General features: G+C 35.6%; 18 protein-coding genes. 16 read left to right on the top strand and 2 right to left on the bottom strand.

Translation table 11 applies throughout. The annotated features are described in order from the left end of the window. The first annotated feature begins 82 nt into the window (after nucleotides 1-82). The 12 genes from E5D58_RS11090 (at nucleotide 83) to E5D58_RS11145 (ending at nucleotide 14095) form a co-directional block, all read left to right on the top strand. The gene (locus tag E5D58_RS11090) at nucleotides 83-2458 is read left to right on the top strand and encodes a heavy metal translocating P-type ATPase (RefSeq protein ID WP_136481934.1); all 2376 of its coding nucleotides are present in this window, start codon (nucleotides 83-85) and stop codon (nucleotides 2456-2458) included. Between the two features lie 76 nt (nucleotides 2459-2534). Continuing rightward, entirely contained in the window at nucleotides 2535-2726 is a 192-nt protein-coding gene (ccoS, locus tag E5D58_RS11095) for a cbb3-type cytochrome oxidase assembly protein CcoS (protein ID WP_136481935.1), read from the top strand. A 2-nt stretch (nucleotides 2727-2728) separates the two neighbouring features. Beyond that, complete coding sequence (gene ccoN, locus E5D58_RS11100) at nucleotides 2729-4915, top strand: cytochrome-c oxidase, cbb3-type subunit I (protein ID WP_136481936.1); 2187 nt, start codon at nucleotides 2729-2731, stop codon at nucleotides 4913-4915. A gap of 27 nt (nucleotides 4916-4942) precedes the next feature. After that, nucleotides 4943-5131 (top strand): CcoQ/FixQ family Cbb3-type cytochrome c oxidase assembly chaperone, encoded by a 189-nt coding sequence (locus E5D58_RS11105; RefSeq protein ID WP_136481937.1) that lies wholly within the window; start codon nucleotides 4943-4945, stop codon nucleotides 5129-5131. Beyond that, nucleotides 5128-6096, top strand: coding sequence for a cbb3-type cytochrome c oxidase N-terminal domain-containing protein (locus E5D58_RS11110; protein WP_136481938.1), 969 nt, complete (start codon nucleotides 5128-5130; stop codon nucleotides 6094-6096). The genes E5D58_RS11105 and E5D58_RS11110 overlap by 4 nt, the downstream gene beginning before the upstream one ends. A 53-nt stretch (nucleotides 6097-6149) precedes the next feature. Then, a complete protein-coding gene (ccoG, locus tag E5D58_RS11115) occupies nucleotides 6150-7574 on the top strand; it encodes a cytochrome c oxidase accessory protein CcoG (RefSeq protein WP_136482026.1) in 1425 nt (474 codons plus the stop codon). Between the two features lie 113 nt (nucleotides 7575-7687). Next, complete coding sequence (locus E5D58_RS11120) at nucleotides 7688-8134, top strand: FixH family protein (protein ID WP_136482027.1); 447 nt, start codon at nucleotides 7688-7690, stop codon at nucleotides 8132-8134. A gap of 1 nt (nucleotide 8135) precedes the next feature. Then, the gene (locus E5D58_RS11125) at nucleotides 8136-8837 is read left to right on the top strand and encodes a sulfite exporter TauE/SafE family protein (protein WP_136481939.1); all 702 of its coding nucleotides are present in this window, start codon (nucleotides 8136-8138) and stop codon (nucleotides 8835-8837) included. Between the two features lie 138 nt (nucleotides 8838-8975). Continuing rightward, a complete protein-coding gene (locus tag E5D58_RS11130; RefSeq protein ID WP_136481940.1) occupies nucleotides 8976-9650 on the top strand; it encodes a TetR/AcrR family transcriptional regulator in 675 nt (224 codons plus the stop codon). A gap of 2 nt (nucleotides 9651-9652) precedes the next feature. Further along, nucleotides 9653-11311 (top strand): peptidase domain-containing ABC transporter, encoded by a 1659-nt coding sequence (locus tag E5D58_RS11135; protein ID WP_136481941.1) that lies wholly within the window; start codon nucleotides 9653-9655, stop codon nucleotides 11309-11311. A 10-nt stretch (nucleotides 11312-11321) separates the two neighbouring features. Continuing rightward, a complete protein-coding gene (locus E5D58_RS11140; RefSeq protein ID WP_136481942.1) occupies nucleotides 11322-12680 on the top strand; it encodes an HlyD family secretion protein in 1359 nt (452 codons plus the stop codon). Then, nucleotides 12677-14095 carry a TolC family protein gene (locus tag E5D58_RS11145; RefSeq protein ID WP_136481943.1) on the top strand — a complete coding sequence of 473 codons (1419 nt, stop codon included), beginning with the start codon at nucleotides 12677-12679 and terminating at the stop codon, nucleotides 14093-14095. Before E5D58_RS11140 ends, E5D58_RS11145 begins: the two co-directional genes overlap by 4 nt. Before the next feature lie 66 nt (nucleotides 14096-14161). Here E5D58_RS11145 and E5D58_RS11150 read toward each other — a convergent pair whose 3' ends face one another. Then, nucleotides 14162-14995 carry a universal stress protein gene (locus E5D58_RS11150; protein ID WP_136481944.1) on the bottom strand — a complete coding sequence of 278 codons (834 nt, stop codon included), beginning with the start codon at nucleotides 14993-14995 and terminating at the stop codon, nucleotides 14162-14164. A gap of 15 nt (nucleotides 14996-15010) precedes the next feature. Next, on the bottom strand, nucleotides 15011-16375 hold the full coding sequence (gene hemN, locus E5D58_RS11155; protein WP_136481945.1) for an oxygen-independent coproporphyrinogen III oxidase: 1365 nt from the start codon (nucleotides 16373-16375) through the stop codon (nucleotides 15011-15013). 122 nt (nucleotides 16376-16497) lie between these two features. On the opposite strand from hemN, the gene E5D58_RS11160 reads away from it, so the two are divergent. The 4 genes from E5D58_RS11160 (at nucleotide 16498) to E5D58_RS11175 (ending at nucleotide 21776) form a co-directional block, all read left to right on the top strand. Then, nucleotides 16498-17121: a YceI family protein gene (locus tag E5D58_RS11160; RefSeq protein ID WP_136481946.1), complete on the top strand. Its 624-nt coding sequence runs from the start codon at nucleotides 16498-16500 to the stop codon at nucleotides 17119-17121. Nucleotides 17122-17157: 36 nt separating this feature from the next. Next, nucleotides 17158-17958, top strand: coding sequence for a hypothetical protein (locus tag E5D58_RS11165; RefSeq protein WP_136481947.1), 801 nt, complete (start codon nucleotides 17158-17160; stop codon nucleotides 17956-17958). 104 nt (nucleotides 17959-18062) lie between these two features. Further along, on the top strand, nucleotides 18063-19235 hold the full coding sequence (locus E5D58_RS11170; protein WP_136481948.1) for an LETM1-related biofilm-associated protein: 1173 nt from the start codon (nucleotides 18063-18065) through the stop codon (nucleotides 19233-19235). Between the two features lie 159 nt (nucleotides 19236-19394). Beyond that, nucleotides 19395-21776, top strand: a complete 2382-nt coding sequence (locus E5D58_RS11175; RefSeq protein ID WP_136481949.1) for an arylsulfatase — start codon at nucleotides 19395-19397, stop codon at nucleotides 21774-21776. The last annotated feature ends 19 nt before the right edge of the window (nucleotides 21777-21795 follow it).

Below are 21795 nucleotides of genomic sequence, written 5' to 3' on the forward strand. Positions count from 1 at the left end.
AATAAATAAAACATGACATATATCATATTAAAATAATCATTAACTTTTCAATTTTGTAACAGGTATAATTGAGCAAATATTTATGGAACATACATCATGTTTCCACTGTGGGCTAGATGCGACTAAGTCTAAAATCATCTTTGATAATAAATCGTTTTGTTGTAAGGGGTGTAAAACCGTTTACGAAATTTTTTCTGCTAACAATCTAACTTGTTATTACGATTTGCAAGAGGCGCCTGGTGCCACTCCAAAGGAAATTGAAGGTAAATACAACTTTCTTGATAACGATAAAATTGTCGATAGTTTACTTGAGTTTAACAATGATAATACCCAGATTGTTACCCTGTATATCCCACATATTCATTGCAGTTCGTGTATTTGGATTCTTGAAAATCTTTACAAGCTTAACCCTGGTATTTCTTCTTCTATTGTTAACTTTGGAAAGAAAAATGTTCGAATTACCTATAATGGCAACCTAATAACACTTAAAAATCTAGTAAAACTTTTAAGCAAGATAGGCTACGAGCCTTTTATAAGTTTGGATGACTACACGGTGGGTAAAAAAAACATTGATAGGTCATTAATCTACAAACTGGGAGTTGCAGGATTTGCATTCGGAAATATTATGTTCCTCTCTTTTCCAGAATATTTTCAGGTTAACGGTTTTTGGATTGAAAAATACGCTCCTCTTTTTAGGTGGCTCATGTTTAGCTTTTCTCTTCCTGTTATTTTCTACTGTGCGCAAGACTATTTTATTTCGGCCTATAAGGGTTTAAAATCTGGTATTCTTAACATAGATGTTCCTATTGCGCTTGGCGCCTCGGTATTATTTATAAGAAGTACTGCTGAAATTATATTCAACTTAGGCACTGGCTTTTTTGATAGCTTATCTGGATTAATTTTCTTTTTATTGGTTGGCAAGTTTTTTCAACAAAAAACCTATAGCTATCTCTCTTTTGAAAGAGATTACAAATCTTATTTCCCGATAGGTATTACAAAAATAAATTCCGATGGCCAGGAAGAATCCATACAAGTCTATGATATTAAAAAAGGGGATAGACTTTTAATAAGAAACGAAGAACTTATCCCAGTAGATTGTATTCTAATACGTGGAAAAGCTCAAATAGATTATAGCTTTGTTACAGGTGAATCTGTGGCAGTCTCCAAACAATCTGGAGATAAATTATTTGCCGGAGGTAAGCAATTACGCGGGAGTATTGAAGTAGATGTACTAAAAACGGTTGAACAGAGCTATCTAACTCAATTATGGAGTAACGATGTTTTTAACAAGGATAAAGAAGAAGGATTTACCAATATTACCAATGCTATTAGTAAACGCTTTACTATTATTTTACTGAGTATTGCTTTGGTTGCCACCGGTTATTGGCTTTATGCTGACAGTAGCAAGGCACTAAACGTTTTTACAGCCGTTTTAATTATTGCGTGCCCTTGTGCCATTGCACTAGCAGCTCCTTTTACCTTTGGCAACCTTTTGCGCATTTTTGGTAAACAAAAACTATATGCAAAGAACGCTTTGGTTATTGAACAATTGGCAACTATAAATACCATTATTTTTGATAAAACTGGCACTATTACGGCCAATAAGGAAACTGTTATATCTTATGACGGCAAGAAGCTATCTACCTCTGAAGAACGGTTGCTAAAAAGCACATTGAGAAACTCAAACCATCCGTTAAGTCGCTCACTTTATGAGCTTCTGCAAGACAATAATATTGTTACTCTAGACGATTATAAAGAATATACAGGCCACGGGATTGAGGCTAAAAAAGACGATAATCGTATTAAAATTGGTTCGGCAAATTATGTTGGTCTTTCTGCAGAAAACGCCACCTTGAATACTTCGGTGCATGTAAGCACCAATAACAACTACAAAGGCAAGTTTACCTTTTACAACAAGTATAGAGCTGGAATATCCGAACTTTTCAATCAGCTAAAAAAAGATTACGACTTAGCCGTTATTTCTGGAGATAACGCAGGGGAACAAGAAAACTTAACTAAATTACTTCCAGCCAAAACCAAATTAATATTCAATCAGAAACCAGAAGACAAATTAGAGTATATAAAACATCACCAAGGTTCTGGCGCCAAAGTACTTATGATAGGCGACGGATTAAATGATGCGGGAGCTCTAGCGCAAAGTAATGTAGGAATCGCGATTTCAGAAAACGTAAATGTTTTTTCTCCGGCCTGTGATGCCATTTTGGACGCCTCGAAATTCAATAAATTGTTTCAGTTTATTAAAGCCTCTAAATCGGCTATCCGGATTATAAGATGGAGTTTTGTATTATCTATTATTTATAACACCATTGGATTATACTTTGCTGTCACTGGACAGTTGGCTCCTGTTATTGCTGCTATATTAATGCCTTTAAGCTCAATTAGCATAGTGGTATTTACCACCATCGCAACCAACATCGAGGGTAAAAAATTAAAATAAGCTTGTTAAAACATGATAAAAGTCATATTTTTAAAATGGGTATAAAATTACTTTTGAACCATAACTTCAAATAGGTATGAGCGTTATATATATTTTGCTGGCAATTAGCATTATAGTTGCTATTGGCTTTTTTATAGCTTTTGTTTTAGCTGTAAGAAGCGGTCAATATGATGACAGCTATACCCCGTCTGTTCGGATGTTATTCGAGGACGAACTTGTTAAAGATAAACCACAAAAAACAGTACTAACCAAAAAGACTAATAATTAATTATGGAAATGCAACAGTTTCATTACGATAACAAAATCGTTACTAAATTCCTCTATGCAACAATCGTTTTTGGAGTTGTAGGAATGGCGGTAGGTTTACTTCTCGCCTTTATGTTTCTATTCCCGAATCTTACTGATGGGATTTCATGGCTAAGCTTTGGTAGACTGCGACCATTACACACCAATGCAGTAATTTTTGCATTTGTTGGAAATGCTATGTTCGCTGGGGTGTATTATTCACTTCAAAGGTTACTTAAGACACGCATGGCTAGCGACCTATTAAGCAATATCAACTTTTGGGGTTGGCAGTTAATTATTGTTGCAGCTGCTATTACGCTGCCTTTAGGAATTACAACCTCCAAAGAATACGCAGAACTGGAATGGCCAATAGATATTGCCATTGCTTTAATATGGGTAGTATTCGGTGTTAATATGATTTGGACTATTTTAAAACGTAGACAGCGTCACCTATATGTGGCCATTTGGTTTTATATCGCCACGTTTGTTACGGTTGCCGTTCTACATATTTTTAATAGTTTAGAACTTCCCGTTAGTGCTTTAAAGAGTTATTCTGTTTACGCCGGGGTTCAAGATGCCCTTGTACAATGGTGGTACGGTCATAACGCGGTAGCGTTCTTTTTAACCACACCGTTTTTGGGGCTTATGTATTATTTTGTTCCTAAAGCGGCCAATAGACCCGTTTACTCTTATAGACTTTCTATTGTACACTTCTGGTCGCTAATTTTTATTTACATCTGGGCAGGACCACATCACTTACTATATACGGCTTTACCAGAATGGGCTCAAAATTTAGGTGTTGCGTTTTCAGTAATGCTTCTTATGCCTTCTTGGGGAGGTATGATAAACGGACTCCTGACTTTACGCGGTGCATGGGATAAAGTTCGAATTGATCCAGTACTAAAATTTATGGTAGTGGCAATTACTGGTTATGGTATGGCAACGTTTGAAGGACCTACCTTATCACTTAAAAATGTTAACGCCGTAGCGCACTTTACAGATTGGATTATTGCACACGTGCATGTGGGGGCCTTAGCATGGAATGGTTTCATGGCATTCGGAATGATTTATTATTTGGTGCCAAGATTATTTAAAACCAAGCTATACTCCTTGCCTTTAGCAAACTTGCACTTTTGGCTAGGTACGCTTGGTATTATTATTTACGCATTGCCAATGTACGTTGCAGGCTTTACGCAGTATTCCATGTGGCAGCAGTTTAATCCAGATGGGACTTTAGTTTACGGAAACTTCTTAGAAACCGTTACAGAGATTATCCCGATGTACTGGATGCGTGCTATTGGGGGAACTCTCTATATTGTAGGTATGTTTATTTTGGTTTACAATATTATTGTGACCATTAAAAATGGTAGTGCTGTTGAAGATGAGTTAGCAGAGGCTCCAGCCCTTGAGAAAGTTACTAGCAAGCGTACGGCCAATGAAGGCTGGCATACGTGGTTAGAAAGAAGGCCAATTCAATTAACCATTTTAGCAACGGTAGCTATACTTATTGGTGGTATTATCCAGATTGTTCCAACCATTATGGTTAAATCTAATATCCCAACCATTGAAAGTGTAAAACCTTATACCGCATTAGAACTTGAAGGTAGAGACATTTACATAAGGGAAGGTTGCGTGGGTTGCCACTCCCAAATGATACGTCCGTTTAGACATGAAGTAGAACGTTACGGCGAGTATTCGAAAGCAGGTGAATATGTGTACGACCATCCATTTTTATGGGGAAGTAAACGTACTGGTCCAGACTTACACAGGTTAGGTCAAAAATACTCAGACAACTGGCACTTTAACCATATGTATGATCCACAAAGTACATCGTCAGGATCTATTATGCCCCGCTACCCTTGGCTAATAACTGGAGAAGGTAGTGAGTTAGATAAATCGCAAACCGAAGCTAAAATGAAGACCATGGTAAGCCTTGGGGTTCCTTATACAGAAGAAGACATCGCTAATGCACAGAAAAGCATGGACGAGCAAGGTGCTCAAATTGAAAAGAACCTGTATTCTGATCCTGATTTTGTAGCTGCTTATGAAGCTGACAAAAAATCGGCAGCTGAAAATGGTGAAGCGTTTATTGAAATGAAAAACAGAGAAATTGTAGCTTTAATTGCCTATTTACAACGTTTAGGAACCGACATTAAAGTAGATGCTAATTAATAACCACCAATACAAATACAGCATATCATGTTAAAATATATAAAAAATCATATGGAGACTATAGCAGGTATAGAAATATACCCCATCATCTCCTTGCTCATCTTTTTTATCTTTTTTGTAGCGCTATTTTGGTGGGTATTTAGTGCTAAAAAAGACTATATAAAAACAGTAAGTAACCTGCCATTAGATAACCAACAAAACGACGATATATTATGAGAAATTTAGTTCCATCTTGGATTCGCGTTCCAATCGTATTTTTTATCATTTTTGGGGCTGTAGAATTCTTCATAGACTCAGGAGATAAACCAGCCTTCGTGGAATACCCAGTAGTTATGCTATTCTTGCTTCTGGTGTTATTAATTTTAATTGCCATCGAAGCCATAATAGGTGCTTTGGAAAACGTGATGCTTCACAAGCTTGATGAGGAAGCTAAAGCTAGATTCTTGGCAGAAAAAGAAAGCTCGGTAAAGTTAACCTGGTTAAAAGAAACTTATATTAAACTTCTTGGACAAAAGCCCATTGAAGAAGAAGGTGAAATTATATTAGATCATAATTATGATGGTATTAAGGAGCTGGATAATAACTTACCGCCATGGTGGTTGTATGGTTTTTATATTTCCATCATTTTTGGCGCCGTGTACCTTTTAAGATACCATGTATTTAATGGACCGTCGCAAATAGATGAATTAGAAACTGAACTTGCGGAAGCTAAAAGTGCTATTGAGGCATACAAGAAAACCGCTAAAGGACTCGTAGATGTTAATACGGTAACTCAACTTACTGAAGCATCAGATTTGGCTGCTGGTAAAAAGATCTTTGAAACTAATTGTGTAGCTTGTCACATGGCTGATGGCGGTGGTGGTATTGGTCCTAATTTAACCGATAAGCACTGGATTTTAGGCGGGGATATTAAGAGTATTTTTAGAACCGTTTCCGAAGGAGGACGATCTGGAAAAGGTATGATTGCTTGGAAAGCACAATTAAAACCTTTAGAGATGGCTCAAGTGGCAAGTTATGTACTTAAATTTCAAGGCACCACCCCAGCCAATCCCAAAGCACCAGAGGGTGATCTTATGATTGATGATAATGAAGGTGTTGAAACTGAAACATCTGACCAAAATACAGATGAAGCTCCTTTACAGATAGAAGTAGATTCTACACAAATAACAGTAGCGAACTAAACTTAAATAGACCTCAAAAGAATATCTTTTTGAGGTCTAAAATATCCCTTGCCGTGGAAACCCCAGAAAACGAAATATTTAGAGATTCCATTGGAACCATAACAGAAGATGGAAAACGGGCTTGGGTATTTCCAAAGAAACCTAGCGGAAGGTATTATAACTATAGGAAACTTGTAAGTTATGTTTTACTTGCGATTCTGTTATTCTCGCCGTTTATAAAAATAAACGGAAATCAGTTTTTGATGTTCAATGTTCTGGAGCGTCGATTTAATATTTTTGGGTTTCCTTTTTGGCCTCAAGACTTTCATTTATTCGTTATTTCTATGCTTATTGGTGTAGTATTCATCACACTTTTTACCGTCGCTTTTGGTAGAATATTTTGTGGATGGATCTGCCCACAAACTATTTTTATGGAAATGGTTTTTCGTAGAATAGAATATTGGATTGAGGGTGATAGAAATAAACAGCGTAAACTAGCAAGACAAAAATGGGATGCAGAAAAGATAAAAAAGAAAGGCCTTAAATTTATCATATTTGCAATTATTTCATTCATTATAGCTAATGTATTCTTAGCTTATTTAATAAGTAGTGATAAGCTTATCCAGTATATTACCGACGGCCCGCAAGACCATTTAAGCACCTTAATATCGCTTACTATTTTTACGGCAGTATTCTATTTTGTATTTGCCTGGTTTAGAGAACAAGTGTGCGTTATAGCTTGTCCGTACGGAAGGCTACAAGGGGTTTTGCTAGACACGAAGTCCATTGTTGTTGCCTACGATCATAAACGTGGAGAAGGAGAAAGCGGCAGAAAGAAATTCAGAAAAAACGAAGATAGAAATGCCCTAGGTCATGGCGATTGTATTGATTGCTTGCAATGTGTACACGTTTGCCCTACTGGAATAGATATAAGGAACGGCACCCAGTTAGAATGTGTTAACTGCACCGCTTGTATTGATGAGTGCGATCATATTATGGAGAGCATTAACTTGCCAAAAGGTTTAATACGCTATGCCAGTGAAGAAAATATAGAGAAGAAAACATCCTTTAAGCTAACCGCAAGAATGAAAGGCTATATTGCGGTATTGGCTATTATGGTAGGCTTGTTAATTGGGATGCTCTTTTTAAGAAATGATGTTGAAGCAAACGTTTTAAGACTACCTGGGCAATTATACGAGCATAAAGAGAATAATATTATTAGTAATGTTTTTACCTATAAACTTGTAAATAAAACATCCAGAGACATAAGCCATGTTACCTTAAAATTAATGTCTCATGAAGGCACATTAAATTTGGTGGCTACACATGATGATTTTACGGTTCCCAGCCAGGGAATTGCAGAAGGCACGCTATTTGTAGAGATTAATAATGCTGCCTTATCCGGAGATAGAAACAAAATTGAAATTGGAGTTTATGAAGGTGATAAACTAATTGAAACCACTACAGCCAACTTTTTAGGGCCAAGGAGTTTTAAATAGAACCGTATTTTGCATTAAGGATTGCAGTGGCATCCTTTTTTGAGAAACGAAAAAAAGATATAACGAAAAGCCTGACCCGCCCTAGGCGGGACATGCTATAAAAATTAAAAATGATGAAGTTTAATTGGGGAACTGGAATTGTATTAGCGTTCATAGGGTTTATTTCTTTTATCCTATACTTTATCATCACTATGAATGTGAATGAGGACTTTGATCATGAACTTGTTACAGAAGATTATTATGCAGAAGAATTGGCATATCAGAAGGACATCGACAAACTCAATAATGCCAAAACCTTAAAAGAAAATATTAGCTACAAACGAACTGAAAATGGCTTGCTCATTAAGTTCCCTAGCTCTCTAGACTATAATAATATTACTGGAAATGTGTTCCTATATAGACCATCTAACAAACAACTAGACTTTGAAACTCCTATTTCACTGTCTAATCCTTATTTGCTCATACCTGACAAACGTTTGGTAGATGGTCGTTGGAACATTAAAATAGATTGGCAATATAAGGGAAAATCTTATTTATTTAAAGAACCCATAATTTATTAGCATGCTTATTTCGGCATTCATATTAGGGCTTTTAGGAAGCTTTCACTGCGTTGGCATGTGTGGCCCTATTGCCTTTATGCTGCCTGTGGACCGATCTAATAACCTCAAAAAAACATCTCAAATCATTGTTTATCATTTCGGCAGACTCCTAACTTATAGCTTAATAGGGCTTGTTTTTGGACTGGTTGGCAAAGGCCTCTATCTTTTTGGTTTTCAACAGCAGCTTTCTATTATTATTGGCATTATTATGATTCTCCTAGTAATTATTCCTCCGAAAAAACTTAGTAAGTACAATTTTTCTAAACCTGTTTACAAAATTATCTCTAAAGTAAAATCCGCATTAGGAAAGGCGATGCAAAAAAAAACTTTAGAGACTTTTCTAACCATAGGCTTTCTTAATGGATTTTTACCTTGTGGACTGGTTTATATGGCTCTCTTTGCAGCTATAGCAGGAGGAAGCCCTCTTAATGGCGCCCTTTACATGCTTGTCTTCGGACTAGGAACTATCCCTTTAATGACTACTGCAATTTATCTAAGCCAATTTTTGAAAGGCCAAACTAGGCAACGTATACAAAAAATCATTCCCGTTTTTGTCGTTATAATTGGCATACTGTTTATTATCCGCGGCTTAGGTTTAGGCATACCCTATTTGTCCCCTGGTCCAGCTTACGATGCTGTAACCGGTGGTATTGAATGTCATTAATCTTAGAGTCTAGTCATTTTTTAGCTACCACATTTTAAACTAATCATAGTATTTATTGATTGTGCATTGATAATAATGATAGCTTTGATTCCTTTTTTAATAGTATTACTATTATATTTGAAATCAAAATAATTAGTTATGCATAATCTACTGTCAAATCTTAAAATCTCGGTACCCGAGAAAATATTTGTAAAAGACCCTGAATCGTCTGCATTAGGAAAGCGTATTATTGAAAACAGTATTCTCCTTATAAACGATATTGGTTTTGACAGCTTTACATTTAAAAAGCTAGGAACCAAAATAGGCTCTAATGAAAGCTCTATTTACAGGTATTTTGAAAGTAAGCACAAATTGCTACTTTACTTGTCATCTTGGTATTGGGCTTGGATAGAATATCAATTGGTCTTTGAAACGCATAGTATTATTAATTCTACAGAGAAACTAAAAAAAGCCATTAATATTGTTTGTAGAGCCACTAAAGAAGATTCTAAATTTTCACATATCAATGAAATTATTCTTTGTCGAATCATCATAAATGAAAACTCAAAATCATTTCTAACAAAAGAAGTGGATCAGGAAAATAAAGATGGTTACTTTGTTATATATAAACGCGTGATTCACAGATTGAGAGATATGATTTTGGAAACATCGCCAGATTATCAGTTCCCTTCTTCTTTAGCAAGCACTATTGTCGAGGGAGGGCTGCATCAACACTTTTTAAAAGATCATTTTATATCAATGACCGATTGTAAGGAACATATAACGCCTTCTGACTTCTATATTGACCTAACCATTAATACCTTAAAACTTTAAATATGTCTCAGCCGTCAATGACCCCATGGCAACGTCTTTTAGGATTATTACAACTTGAAAAAAAAGATATTTTACAAATCTTTTATTACGCCATTTTCTCAGGTGTTATTTCGCTTTCTTTACCTTTAGGAATACAAGCCATTATTAATTTAATTCAAGGTGCTCAGGTATCGACCTCCTGGGTAGTATTAGTGACTTTAGTTACAATTGGTGTTGCGTTTGCTGGGGCCTTACAGCTCATGCAATTGCGTATTATAGAAACCATACAGCAGCGTATCTTTACACGTTCTTCATTCGAATTAAGCTACCGATTTCCAAAAATAAAGATGTCTGAATTACGCAATTATTACCCACCAGAATTAGCTAATCGTTTTTTTGACACCCTTACTATCCAGAAGAGCCTATCTAAAATACTAATTGATGTGCCAACAGCAGTACTTCAAATTCTGTTCGCCCTTATTCTGCTATCATTCTATCACCCCTTCTTTATCATATTTGGATTGCTGTTACTTATTCTCATTTTTGTGGTTTTTAAATTCACTGCAAGAAAAGGTTTGGAAACCAGCTTAAAAGAGTCAAAAAACAAATATAAAGTGGCCCACTGGATTCAAGAGATAGCACGATCAGTAATAAGCTTCAAACTGTCTGGAAGCACCAGTTTAGGAATTAACAAGAATGACGATTTGGTTAACGATTATTTAAAAGCCAGAGAAAGCCACTTTAAGGTTTTGATTCTTCAATACACTCAAATGATAGGCTTTAAGGTTATTGTAACAGCTAGTTTATTGCTTATTGGAGGTGCATTGGTACTTAACCAAGAAATGAATATAGGTCAGTTTGTAGCTGCCGAAATTATTATTTTATTGGTAATAGCTTCAGTAGAAAAACTAATCCTTGGTTTGGAATCCTTTTATGACACCCTAACATCTCTTGAAAAAATTGGACAAATTGTAGATAAGAGCATGGAGAGTCAAAACGGAGAAAGACCTTCCTTTAAGAAAGGCGTTCATATTGAGCTAGACCATGTTGCCTACGAAGTCTCCAATAGAGACAAACATATTTTAAAGGATATTTCTTTAAAAATTAAACCCAATAGCCGAATGCTAATAAAGGGAGAAAGCGGGTCTGGAAAATCAACTCTTTTAAGGTTAATTTCTGGCGTTATTCAACCAACTTCGGGAAACCTTTACGTAAACGACATGTCCATAAGTAGCTTGCATTTAAATTTTTACCGGTCCCAGCTTGGCCTGTCTTTATCGGATGAAACACCTTTTGAGGGAACCATAAAAGACAATCTTACTTTTGGAAATAAACAAATTACTGACGAACACATTCATGATGTATTAAATGAAGTTGGTCTTAAAGACTTTTTAAAAGAGCAGCCCAATGGACTGTATACAGTTCTGTATCCAGATGGCAAACAACTTTCATATACCCTTTCTAAAAAACTAGTCCTAGCAAGAGCCATTCTAAAGCAACCAAAGATACTTATTCTTGAGGATGCTTTGGACAGATTTAATGACGCAGAAACCAACAGTATAATTAACTATTTAACACACCAAGACAGACCATGGGCTCTTGTTGTTGTAAGTAGTAGTGATGCTTGGTTAAACAAGTGTAGTGACGTTATCACTTTAGAAAAAGGAAAAGTAAAAAATTAAAAAACAGACTATGCTTAATATATCACACAACCAATTAAACAAAACCATTGACCTCTCTAAATTTAAGTCTGGGAAGAATTTAATGGAAAAAGTTTATTACCAATACTTTAATAGGTTTCTATTAGCTTTTGCCATTATATTAATTATTATTTTGTTTTTGCCCTGGACACAAAACATAACAGGACAGGGCTTAGTTACTACACTAAAACCCAATCAACGTCCACAACATATTATGTCCCAAATACCAGGAAGAATTGAAGAATGGTTTGTTCAAGAAGGTGATTTTGTAAAGAAAGGTGACACTATAGTAAGAATTTCGGAAGTTAAGAGTGACTATTTTGACGATCAGCTTGTGGAAAGAACAAACCAGCAAATTCAGGCAAAATCATCTTCTGTAACTGCTTATGAAGGTAAAGTTGATGCTCTAAAAAGGCAGATTGAAGCTTTAAAAAGCGAACTACAGCTTAAACTTGAACAGACCAGGAACAAATTAATGCAATCTAAGCTTAAAGTTGAAAGTGATAGTATTGATTTAGAAGCTGCCGAAACGAATTTAACTATTGCTGAAACCCAATTTAACCGTATAGCAACACTTCAAAAAGAAGGTTTAAAAGCTGTTAAAGATGTTGAAGAAAAGCGATTAAAGCTTCAAGAGAATCAAGCAAAATTTATTTCTCAGCAAAATAAACTACTCGCTAGCAAAAATGAAGTGATTAATGCACGCTTAGAACTTTCAAGAACCAATGCTGCCTATGCCGACAAGATATCAAAAGCAGAGAGCGATATGTTTACCGCACAATCTAGTGGTTTCGACACACAGGCTCAAGTTACTAAACTGGAGAATGCCTATACCAATTACAAACGTAGAAATAGCCTTTTGTATGTTACCGCCCCTCAAGATGGCTTTATAAACAAGGCTCTAACCGGAGGCATTGGTGTTACTTTTAAGGAAGGCACAGAACTAGTTGGTATTATGCCAGCTAAATACGATTTAGCAGTAGAAACCTTTGTAAGACCTATCGATTTACCCCTAATCCATATCGGGGAACAGGTAAGAGTTCAATTTGATGGATGGCCAGCTATTGTGTTTAGTGGATGGCCTAACGTATCGTATGGAACTTACGGTGCTAAAGTAGTCGCTATAGAACGTTTTATAAGTCCTAATGGAAAATACAGAATCTTACTAGCGCCAGACCAAAATGATCATGAATGGCCAGACGCAGTACGCGTTGGCTCTGGAGCCAGAACCATTGCCCTACTTGAAGACGTCCCTATTTGGTTTGAATTATGGCGACAAATTAATAGTTTCCCACCTAATTATTATCAACCAGAGGGAGAAAAATCGATGTCAAAAACAGAAAAAAAATGAAAGGTTTTCTATTAAATATCGCATTATTTTCAAGTCTATGTCTGTCGGCTCAAGAAAAATTTCCTGTTTTCGGTATCGACAGTACATCGATTATAAGTCTACCTGAATATTTAGGATACGTTAAGGCATTTCACCCTATCGTGAAGCAAGCTAATTTGGTAATAAATGAAAGTGAAGCCAAGTTAATGAAATCCAGAGGTGCTTTCGACCCCAAACTTGAAGTTGATTACGACAGAAAAAAGTTTAAAAATACCGAGTATTACGACAAACTTAATGCTGCTTTTAAAATACCCACTTGGTACGGCGTCGAATTAAAAGGAAACTTTGAGGAAAATACAGGAGCTTTTTTGAATCCAGAATCTAATGTCCCGATAGATGGGCTATACAGTGTGGGAGTTTCTGTTTCTGTTGCAAGAGGTTTGCTGACTAATAGACGTATGGCCATGCTAAAACAAGCAAAAATGTTTGTTAATCAGGCAAAAGCCGATAGACAATTACTAGTAAACAATATCCTTTACCAAGCTACCTTATCCTATTTTAATTGGCTTAAAACCTATAATGAAAAGCGCGTATTCGAAAGCTTTCTAGATAATGCGCAAATACGTTTTGATGGTATTAAAAAAAGCTACGAAGTCGGAGATAAACCAGCCATAGACACCCTTGAGGCTAGAATAACATTAAATAATAGAAAACTTAATCTTGAGAAGGCCAGAATTAAGTTTGTTAAGTCATCTTTAGAGCTTTCTAACTACCTTTGGCTTGATAACAACACCCCTATCGAGCTTCAGGAAGGTATTATACCCGATATAAATACTTTTGAAACCATAGATCATACGCTAAACACCTCGGTTTTAGATATTGAAAATTTGAACCTTGATGAACACCCGAAGCTACAATCTTTAGGCTATAAATTTCAGAGTTTAACTATTGAAAAGCGGTTAAAAATGAATAATCTTTTACCAAAAATCGATTTACAGTATAATTTTTTATCGCAAACTCCAGAGGAAATAAATTCTTTTAACACCTCTAATTACAAGAGCGGTGTAAACGTAAGTTTTCCACTTTTCTTAAGAAAAGAGCGTGGTGATTTAAAACTTGCCAAAATTAAAATGCAAGACACAGAGTATGAGATTCAATCAACAAAAGTGGCGCTTAAAAATAAAATAAGCGCTATTAATCAAGAACTATCGTCGTTCCTTCTTCAAAATGATTATACAGAGGTTATAGTTGAGGACTACAGCAAAATGTTAAATGCTGAAGAACGAAAATTCTTTTTAGGAGAAAGTTCTTTATTCTTAGTAAACTCAAGAGAATCTAAATTAATTGATGCTAAACTAAAGGCTATTTCAATTGAAAACGATTTCTTTAAAACTAAGGCTAATTTATTCAATGTATTGGCTTTATCTATCCTATAAAAATAAAAAGATGGTGCTTAACACACCATCCTCTCTGCAAAATTAGTCACTATTAAGAAACTATGACTATATTTTAAACGTTATTACTGGTAAGGTAGCATGATTGGCCACGTCTTCCCCTACGCTACCTTCAAAGAAATGAGCAAGCCCCTTTTTACCATGCGTAGGCACAGCGATAAGATCTGCTCCAATTTTATTCGAAAAGGTTAAGACACCATCTTCAACGTTGTAATCAGACACGTAGTGCACATCACTCATTTTATCAAGATTCCCGTCTGCTTTAGTAAAAAAATTCACCACACGCTGTTCTATCTCAAGAGAACTTCTAAACCTATCATTTGGTAAATTAACGTATACCATATACACTTTCGACTTTAACTTTTTAAACAGGCTCATGGCGTTTAAATAGGACTTAATACATTCTTCAGAAAAATCGCAAGCAAACGAAACAACATCAAAATTAATGTTTAGCAATTCGTTTTTTACAACAAGGACAGGAATATCTGAGTTCCTCACCACACGCTCTGTATTTGAACCAATAAAATACTCTCGAAGCCCGCTTGTACCATGCGACCCCATAACAATTAAGTCGACCTCATTTTTCAAGGCCACATCATTAACCTCACTAAATACCTTAAAGTGCTTTATAATTGGAGTTACATTTACATCTTTTAAATAGTCTTTATCTAGAAAAGTCTCAAACTTCTGTTCTGCCAATTGAAGAAAGAAAGCTGCTTTTTGGTTTTGCAAACCATCTGATGCTGATAACATAATATCAGACATTTCAAGCATATGTAAAGCTAATAACTCAGCATTGTATCGTTTTGCTAATCTAGCTGCACTTTTCAGAGCATATTCAGAATGCTCGGAAAAATCTATCGGTACAATTATTTTGTTCATAATATAAGTTTTAGATTAAACAGTCATCGAAAACAACTGTGTATTCGGTTGTTTTCGTTGTAATAACACATCAAAAGCCATACAAATGTTCCTTACAAATGGCTGACCTTTTGTTGTCACTTCAATAGTATTGTTCTCTATTTGAAGCAACCCATCTTTCTCCATTTCTTTTAGCCTAATAATAGTATCTGGTAACTCATCAAAATATAAGTCATCAGCAGTCCAGGAGGTTTTAAACTGGCACATTAAATTTAAAATATGCCTTCTAATTATTAAGTCTTCCTGATTTAAAATATGACCTCTAAATACAGGAATAACATTATCTTTTAGTAAACTATAATAATCTTCAATACGCTTTACATTTTGGGCAAACCCGTACCAACTATCACTAATAGAGGAAACTCCCAAACCAATCATGGCCTGAGTTTTCGAAGCAGTATATCCCATAAAATTCCTGTGCAAATCACCACTAATCATGGACTTATATAAACTATCGGTAGCTAGTGCAAAATGGTCCATTCCTATCTCCTCATAACCAACCTCAGCTAATAAATTCTTACCAAGTTCATACTGTTTTCGTTTTAATTCTGCCGTGGGTAAATTGGAATCATTAAACCCGCGCTGCCCATTACCTTTTATCCAAGGGACATGAGCGTAGCTATAAAAAGCAAGTCTATCTGGCTGTAGTGATTTTGTTTTTAATATAGTTTCCTTAACATGCTCTAAAGTTTGAAAGGGAAGTCCAAAAATAATATCATGCCCTATAGATGTATACCCTATTTGCCTTGCAAGCTCTGTAGCTCGTTTTACGTTATTAAACGGTTGAATTCTATGAATGGCTTTTTGTACGGTTTCATTATAATCTTGCACACCATAGCTCACTCTTCTAAACCCAACATCGTAAAGTGCTTTTAAGTGTTCTTTGGTTGTGTTGTTGGGGTGTCCTTCAAAACTAAACTCATATTGCTGGGCTTTTTCTGCACGCTTAAGAATCCCTTGAATTAAAATTTTTAAATGTTCTGGACTAAAAAAAGTAGGAGTCCCACCTCCCAAATGCATCTCCTTTATTACGGGCATTTCATCCAGCATGTCTACATATAAATTCCACTCTTTTAAAACAGCCTCAATATAGGGCGATTCTACACTGTGCTGCTTTGTGATACGCTTATTACATCCGCAAAATGTACACAAACTTTCACAAAAAGGTAAATGAATATATAAGCTAATACCTTCCTTCGAATTACTTTCTTTAAATGATTTTATCAAAGAAGATTTCCAACGCTCTAGTGAGAACGTATCCCCATCCCAATATGGAACCGTTGGGTAACTGGTATAGCGTGGACCAGCAATATTATATTTATTGACTAATGATTTTAACATACCTAACATTTATAATTCAAAATTATGATTTTCAGGACCTTCAAAATATGACATATGTCATAGCTAATATTTGTAATTAAGTCATTAATACCTTAACTTTCGCTTAAATAAAAACTAAGAAAATGAAAAAAACAATTATCCTACTTATCGCATTAACTTTAGGGTTTACATCATGTAAAAAACCAAATAAAGAGTCTAAAGTTAAAGAAGATACCGAAGCTGTAGTTACAGACAAATTTGTGGTAAAACCAGAAGCCACTTCAGTAAATTGGACAGCCTATAAAACTACCGAGAAAAAGGGTGTTGGAGGTGAGTTTTCTGTTTTGAAATTTGACGAAAAAGAGGGTTCATCTGTTAAAGAAGCTTTAAATGGTTTAAGTTTCTCCATTCCTGTTAGCAACTTATTCACAAAAGATGCTGGGAGAGATGCCAAAATAAAAGAGTTCTTTTTTGGCGCCATGCTAAATACAGAATTAATTAAAGGGCAAATCAACTATATTGATAATAACGTTGTTGTCTCGTTGACAATGAATAATGTGACTCATGAATTACCCATGGATATCAACATAAGTGATGAGAGACGCGTATCGTTAAAAGGAACTATGAATTTAGCCGACTGGGATGCCCTTAACGCTTTAGCTTCATTAAATAAAGTTTGTTATGACTTGCATAAAGGCCCTGATGGCATTAGCAAAACTTGGGAAGATGTGGCTATCGAAGTCAACACCTATTTAAGGAAGAGTTAAGAAAACCTTAAATAACATGGTTTAATCTAAATAAACATGAAATTTAACACTATTCTGTTACTCATTGTTTTAACAATAGTAAGAATTGGTAATTCTCAAAGCACAGATACAAACCAGTTAAAAAAGAAAGATTGGTCATTAAAAATTACGCCTTATGGCTTACTAGCATTTAACTCTACCGATGTTGGAGGTACCAGAATAAGACAATCATTTAATGATCTAGCATCTATAACGGACGCAGGTTTTCAGCTGGCTGCATCAGCACGATACAAAAAATTTCATTTGTTTTTTGATGGAACCTGGGCAACACTTGGAGATCAATCAAATGAGTCTGTTTTAAATATAAACCTAAAAGTTGTTCAAAATATATTGGGGTTTAAATTGGGCTACATGATATATGAAAACTTTAGCTACGAGCAGGATGAAATTTTAAAAGGGTGGTCTTTAACACCAAGTATTGGCACTAAATATTGGAAGAACCAGGTAAAATTAAACTATGTCCTGAAATTTGAAGGTGAAGAACTTGCCTCTGGCACTATTAACGAAACCTTAGATTGGTGGGATTTAATGATTGGAATAAAAGCCGATTTCATTATTACCAATAAATTTATGCTAAACGTAGCGTTTGATTATGGCGGTTTCGGAATTAATGATTCATCCAAATACGCTTACGATTTTGCTTATATAAATACATTTAAAATATCAGAACTCCTGAGTATTAATGCTGGATTCAGAAATTTTAAATATAAGAGAATAGATAACAATGAAACGGGGAACTTAGAAACAACGGTTAACGTCTTCGGCCCGGTAATTGGTGCAAGTTTTAAGCTTTATTGAATTCAATTATTATATATTTATAGTCCTGTTTCAATAACATAATCGTATATATGAGTAAATCGTATTTAAAAGTACTAAATTCACCACTCATTTTATAAAAAACTATGAATCCCTCGTCAACTGGTTGGATAAAAAAACTGCTTAACGAACTACAAAAAAGTGATCTTACGTTGCATGTAGATCAAGACATCTTTTATGATAGTTTAAGAGATTGCGGTTTTATATATGGCACCAATTTAGACGTGGTTCTAAAGGTTTTTCCTAAAAAAGACCTTACCGAAGAAGAGATTTGTAAAATTAATTTAGTTCTAGCGCTATATTTTGTTCACAAAAACCGAAAAACAGAGCAACCATTTGTTGAAAATGTTATTGACTTTTACGAGCATATAAATGAAATTAAAACCTCTTTTTTTCAGGATTTACTTAGCGACAAAAAATCGAACGAACAACTTGAAAAAATAATTCATAAACGTATTCAAATTGATCCCAATATACTTACTAAAAACTTTAATTATTTTGTGATTAATGCGCTGCTATACGTTGATATTTTAGCCTACGCCGAGTTCTTAAAAAACAGTAGGATTTCTGAAGATTACATAAAAAAGCTAGAAGCTACTATCGTTGCAATAACTCTTAACGTTCTTACTTCAAAAGAAGTAAAAAACCAGTATGACGCGAGTTTAATCAAATTGTTCGAATCGTCTTTACGGTATCACGATAACGCCGATTTAGAATACAAAAAAGCTATTCTACATATTAAAACTCCTCAAGAGAAACATTATATACTTGATTTAGCATGTATGGCCACCTGGAGTGATCAAATGATAGATTCAAAAGAGCAACTATTTATAGAAAAATTAGGATATGATTTGGATTTAAATCCGTCTAGAATTAACGAATCTATAAAAACCGTTCATCAATTTTACACCCTAAATAAAGACCATATAGCCCTACTGAGTTCAAAAAATGTGGTGCAAAGTTTTTATAACAATTCAAGTAAAATGGTACATAAATTAATTAGTCGCAATAGCAAACGATTGTACCAGGAAATGAAGGACAGTAAAGAACTTATGGTACTTATTTCGCAATCTACCATAAGAGACTTAAGCAAAGAAGAACAAAAAAAAGTACAAGAACAATTGCTGGACATTTTTAAATCTATACCAAGCTTAGCGATTTTTCTATTGCCAGGAGGTGCGTTGTTACTTCCGTTGGTTGTTAAGTTTATTCCAAAACTGTTACCATCTGCCTTTGATGAAAATAGGATTGATGATTAATTTTGATGTCTCAGAAAAGTGAAACTTGTGTAACCTTTTTATTCTATATTAATAGGGAGTTTCATTGTTATTAAACCCACCCTTGATTTTGTACTATTTTTTTTATACATTTAAAAAAGTCATAATCTTAGAGATATAAACAATTAATCAACCCTTATTATGAAACACAAATTGCTTTCCATTGCTCTACTGAGCATGGTATTTAGTTGCAACTCCCCTGGCAAACAATCGGAAAAACTAGCAACCGCTGGCGACTATAAAATGGATCGGACGGTACTCCCCATACAGCCGCCGCCTCACGAGCCTATAAAAATCATGGATGCTAGAGATGTAGAAAAACCAGAGACTTTTGAAATTAAGGCTCCTGAAGGCGCACCCAATATAGTGGTTGTATTAATAGACGATATTGGATTTGGAGCAACAACGCCATTTGGCGGTACCATTGAGACACCAACTTTTGAGCGATTAGCCAACAATGGTCTGCGATTTAATAAATTCCATACAACAGCACTTTGTTCCCCTACAAGAGCATCCTTACTTTCTGGACGTAACCACCATAACATGAACGTAGGATCTGTTATGGAAGTAGCCACAGGATTCTATGGAAATCAAGGTATTCGCCCAGATAACGCCAAGTATTTTGCAGAAACGCTAAAACAGAATGGGTATAGTACTGCTGCCTTCGGAAAATGGCACGAAACAGCCACATGGGAAGTTTCTGTTTCAGGGCCTTATACCAGATGGCCTACAAACTCTGGGTTTGATAAATTTTACGGATTTATTGGTGGGGAAACCAACCAATGGGACCCTGTTATTTTTGATGGCGTAACGAAAGTAAGTAAAAAGGACGATCCTGATTACCATTTCACAACAGATATGACCGATGAAGCTATTGAGTGGATTAAATTCCAAAAAGCTATGACTCCTAACAAACCTTTTATGGTATACTATGCTACTGGAGCAACGCATGCCCCTCATCATTCACCAAAAGAGTGGATCGAAAAATACAAAGGCAAGTTTGATAGTGGCTGGTTAAAACTTCGTGAAGACACCTTTAAGCGCCAAAAAGAAATGGGCGTTATTCCTGATAATGCTCAGTTAGCACCGATGCCAAGTGACATTAAAGATTGGGAATCTTTAAGTGCTGATGAAAAAAAACTATTTGCCTTACAAATGGAAACCTTTGCTGGTTTTGCAGAACATACCGATCGTGAAGTTGGTAGGATGGTAGACGCAATTGAAGAAGTAAACGAGCTAGATAACACACTCTTCATCTATATTATGGGAGATAATGGATCTAGTGCAGAGGGTGGTCTTGAAGGAACTTATAATGAGCTAGTTCACCTAAACGGAATTTTTGGAGAAGAAACCATTGAGTCTATGCTCGAACATGCCGATGACTGGGGCGGACCAAACTCATTCCCGCACTTTTCTGCGGCTTGGGCCGTAGCTACCGACACTCCATTTAAATGGACTAAACAAATGGCTGCCGATTACGGAGGCACAAGAAACGGAATGGTCATGCACTGGCCAAATGGATTCGACGCCAAAGGAGAAATTCGTTCGCAATGGCATCATGTTAACGACGTTGCTTCAACTGTTTTAGAAGCTACCAATCTTCCTGAACCAGTTTCAATTAATGGGGTAAAGCAAATTCCAATGGATGGAGTGAGTATGCTTTATGCTGCCAAAAACAAAGACGCCAAAGACCGACATACGGTACAATATTTTGAAATGTTTGGCAATAGAGCTATTTATAGCGATGGCTGGTTAGCACGGGTGGTACATATGGTTCCTTGGGTTGGTAAACCACGTGCCAAATTCTCTGAAGAAAAATGGGAATTATACAACACCAAAGAAGATTTTAGTCTGGTAAATAACATTGCAGACGAGCATCCTGAAAAAGTAGTAGAACTTAAAAAACTATTTGAAAAAGAAGCCATAGCTAACAATGTTTACCCTTTGGATGATAGACTTTATGAACGGTTCAATGCAAAAATTGCTGGGCGACCAGATTTAATGGGTGATAGAAAATCATTAACCTTGGCTCAAGGTATGGAAGGCATGCTAGAAAATACTTTTCTAAATATTAAAAACAACTCCAAAACCATTGATGCCAATGTAAGCCTTGAAGGGAAGGACAGTGGTATTATACTTTGCCAAGGAGGCAAATTCGGTGGTTGGGCCCTTTATATGAAAAACGGAAAACCTGCCTATACGTACAATTATTTTGGTCTTGACAGTTATACCATTGAAGCTACAAAACCTATAAAAAATGATTCTGCCAATATAAAACTTCAGTTTGATTATGATGGTGGCGGTACAGGTAAGGGTGGTTTAGCCAAATTATTTGTTGATGGTAATTTAGTTGCAGAGGGCCGTATTGAAAAAACACAGCCTGCAGTATTCTCTGCCGATGAAACGGCCGATGTCGGTAAAGACGATGCCACACAAGTAGCGGACAAGGTATTTAAAAATGTAGAAGACTCTGAGTTTACAGGATATATCAATAAAGTAACCATAAGTATACCAGAAGGATAATTTTAAAAATATTAAGACA

This window comes from Cognatitamlana onchidii, from assembly GCF_004804355.1.
Classification (GTDB): Bacteria; Bacteroidota; Bacteroidia; order Flavobacteriales; family Flavobacteriaceae; genus Cognatitamlana; species Cognatitamlana onchidii.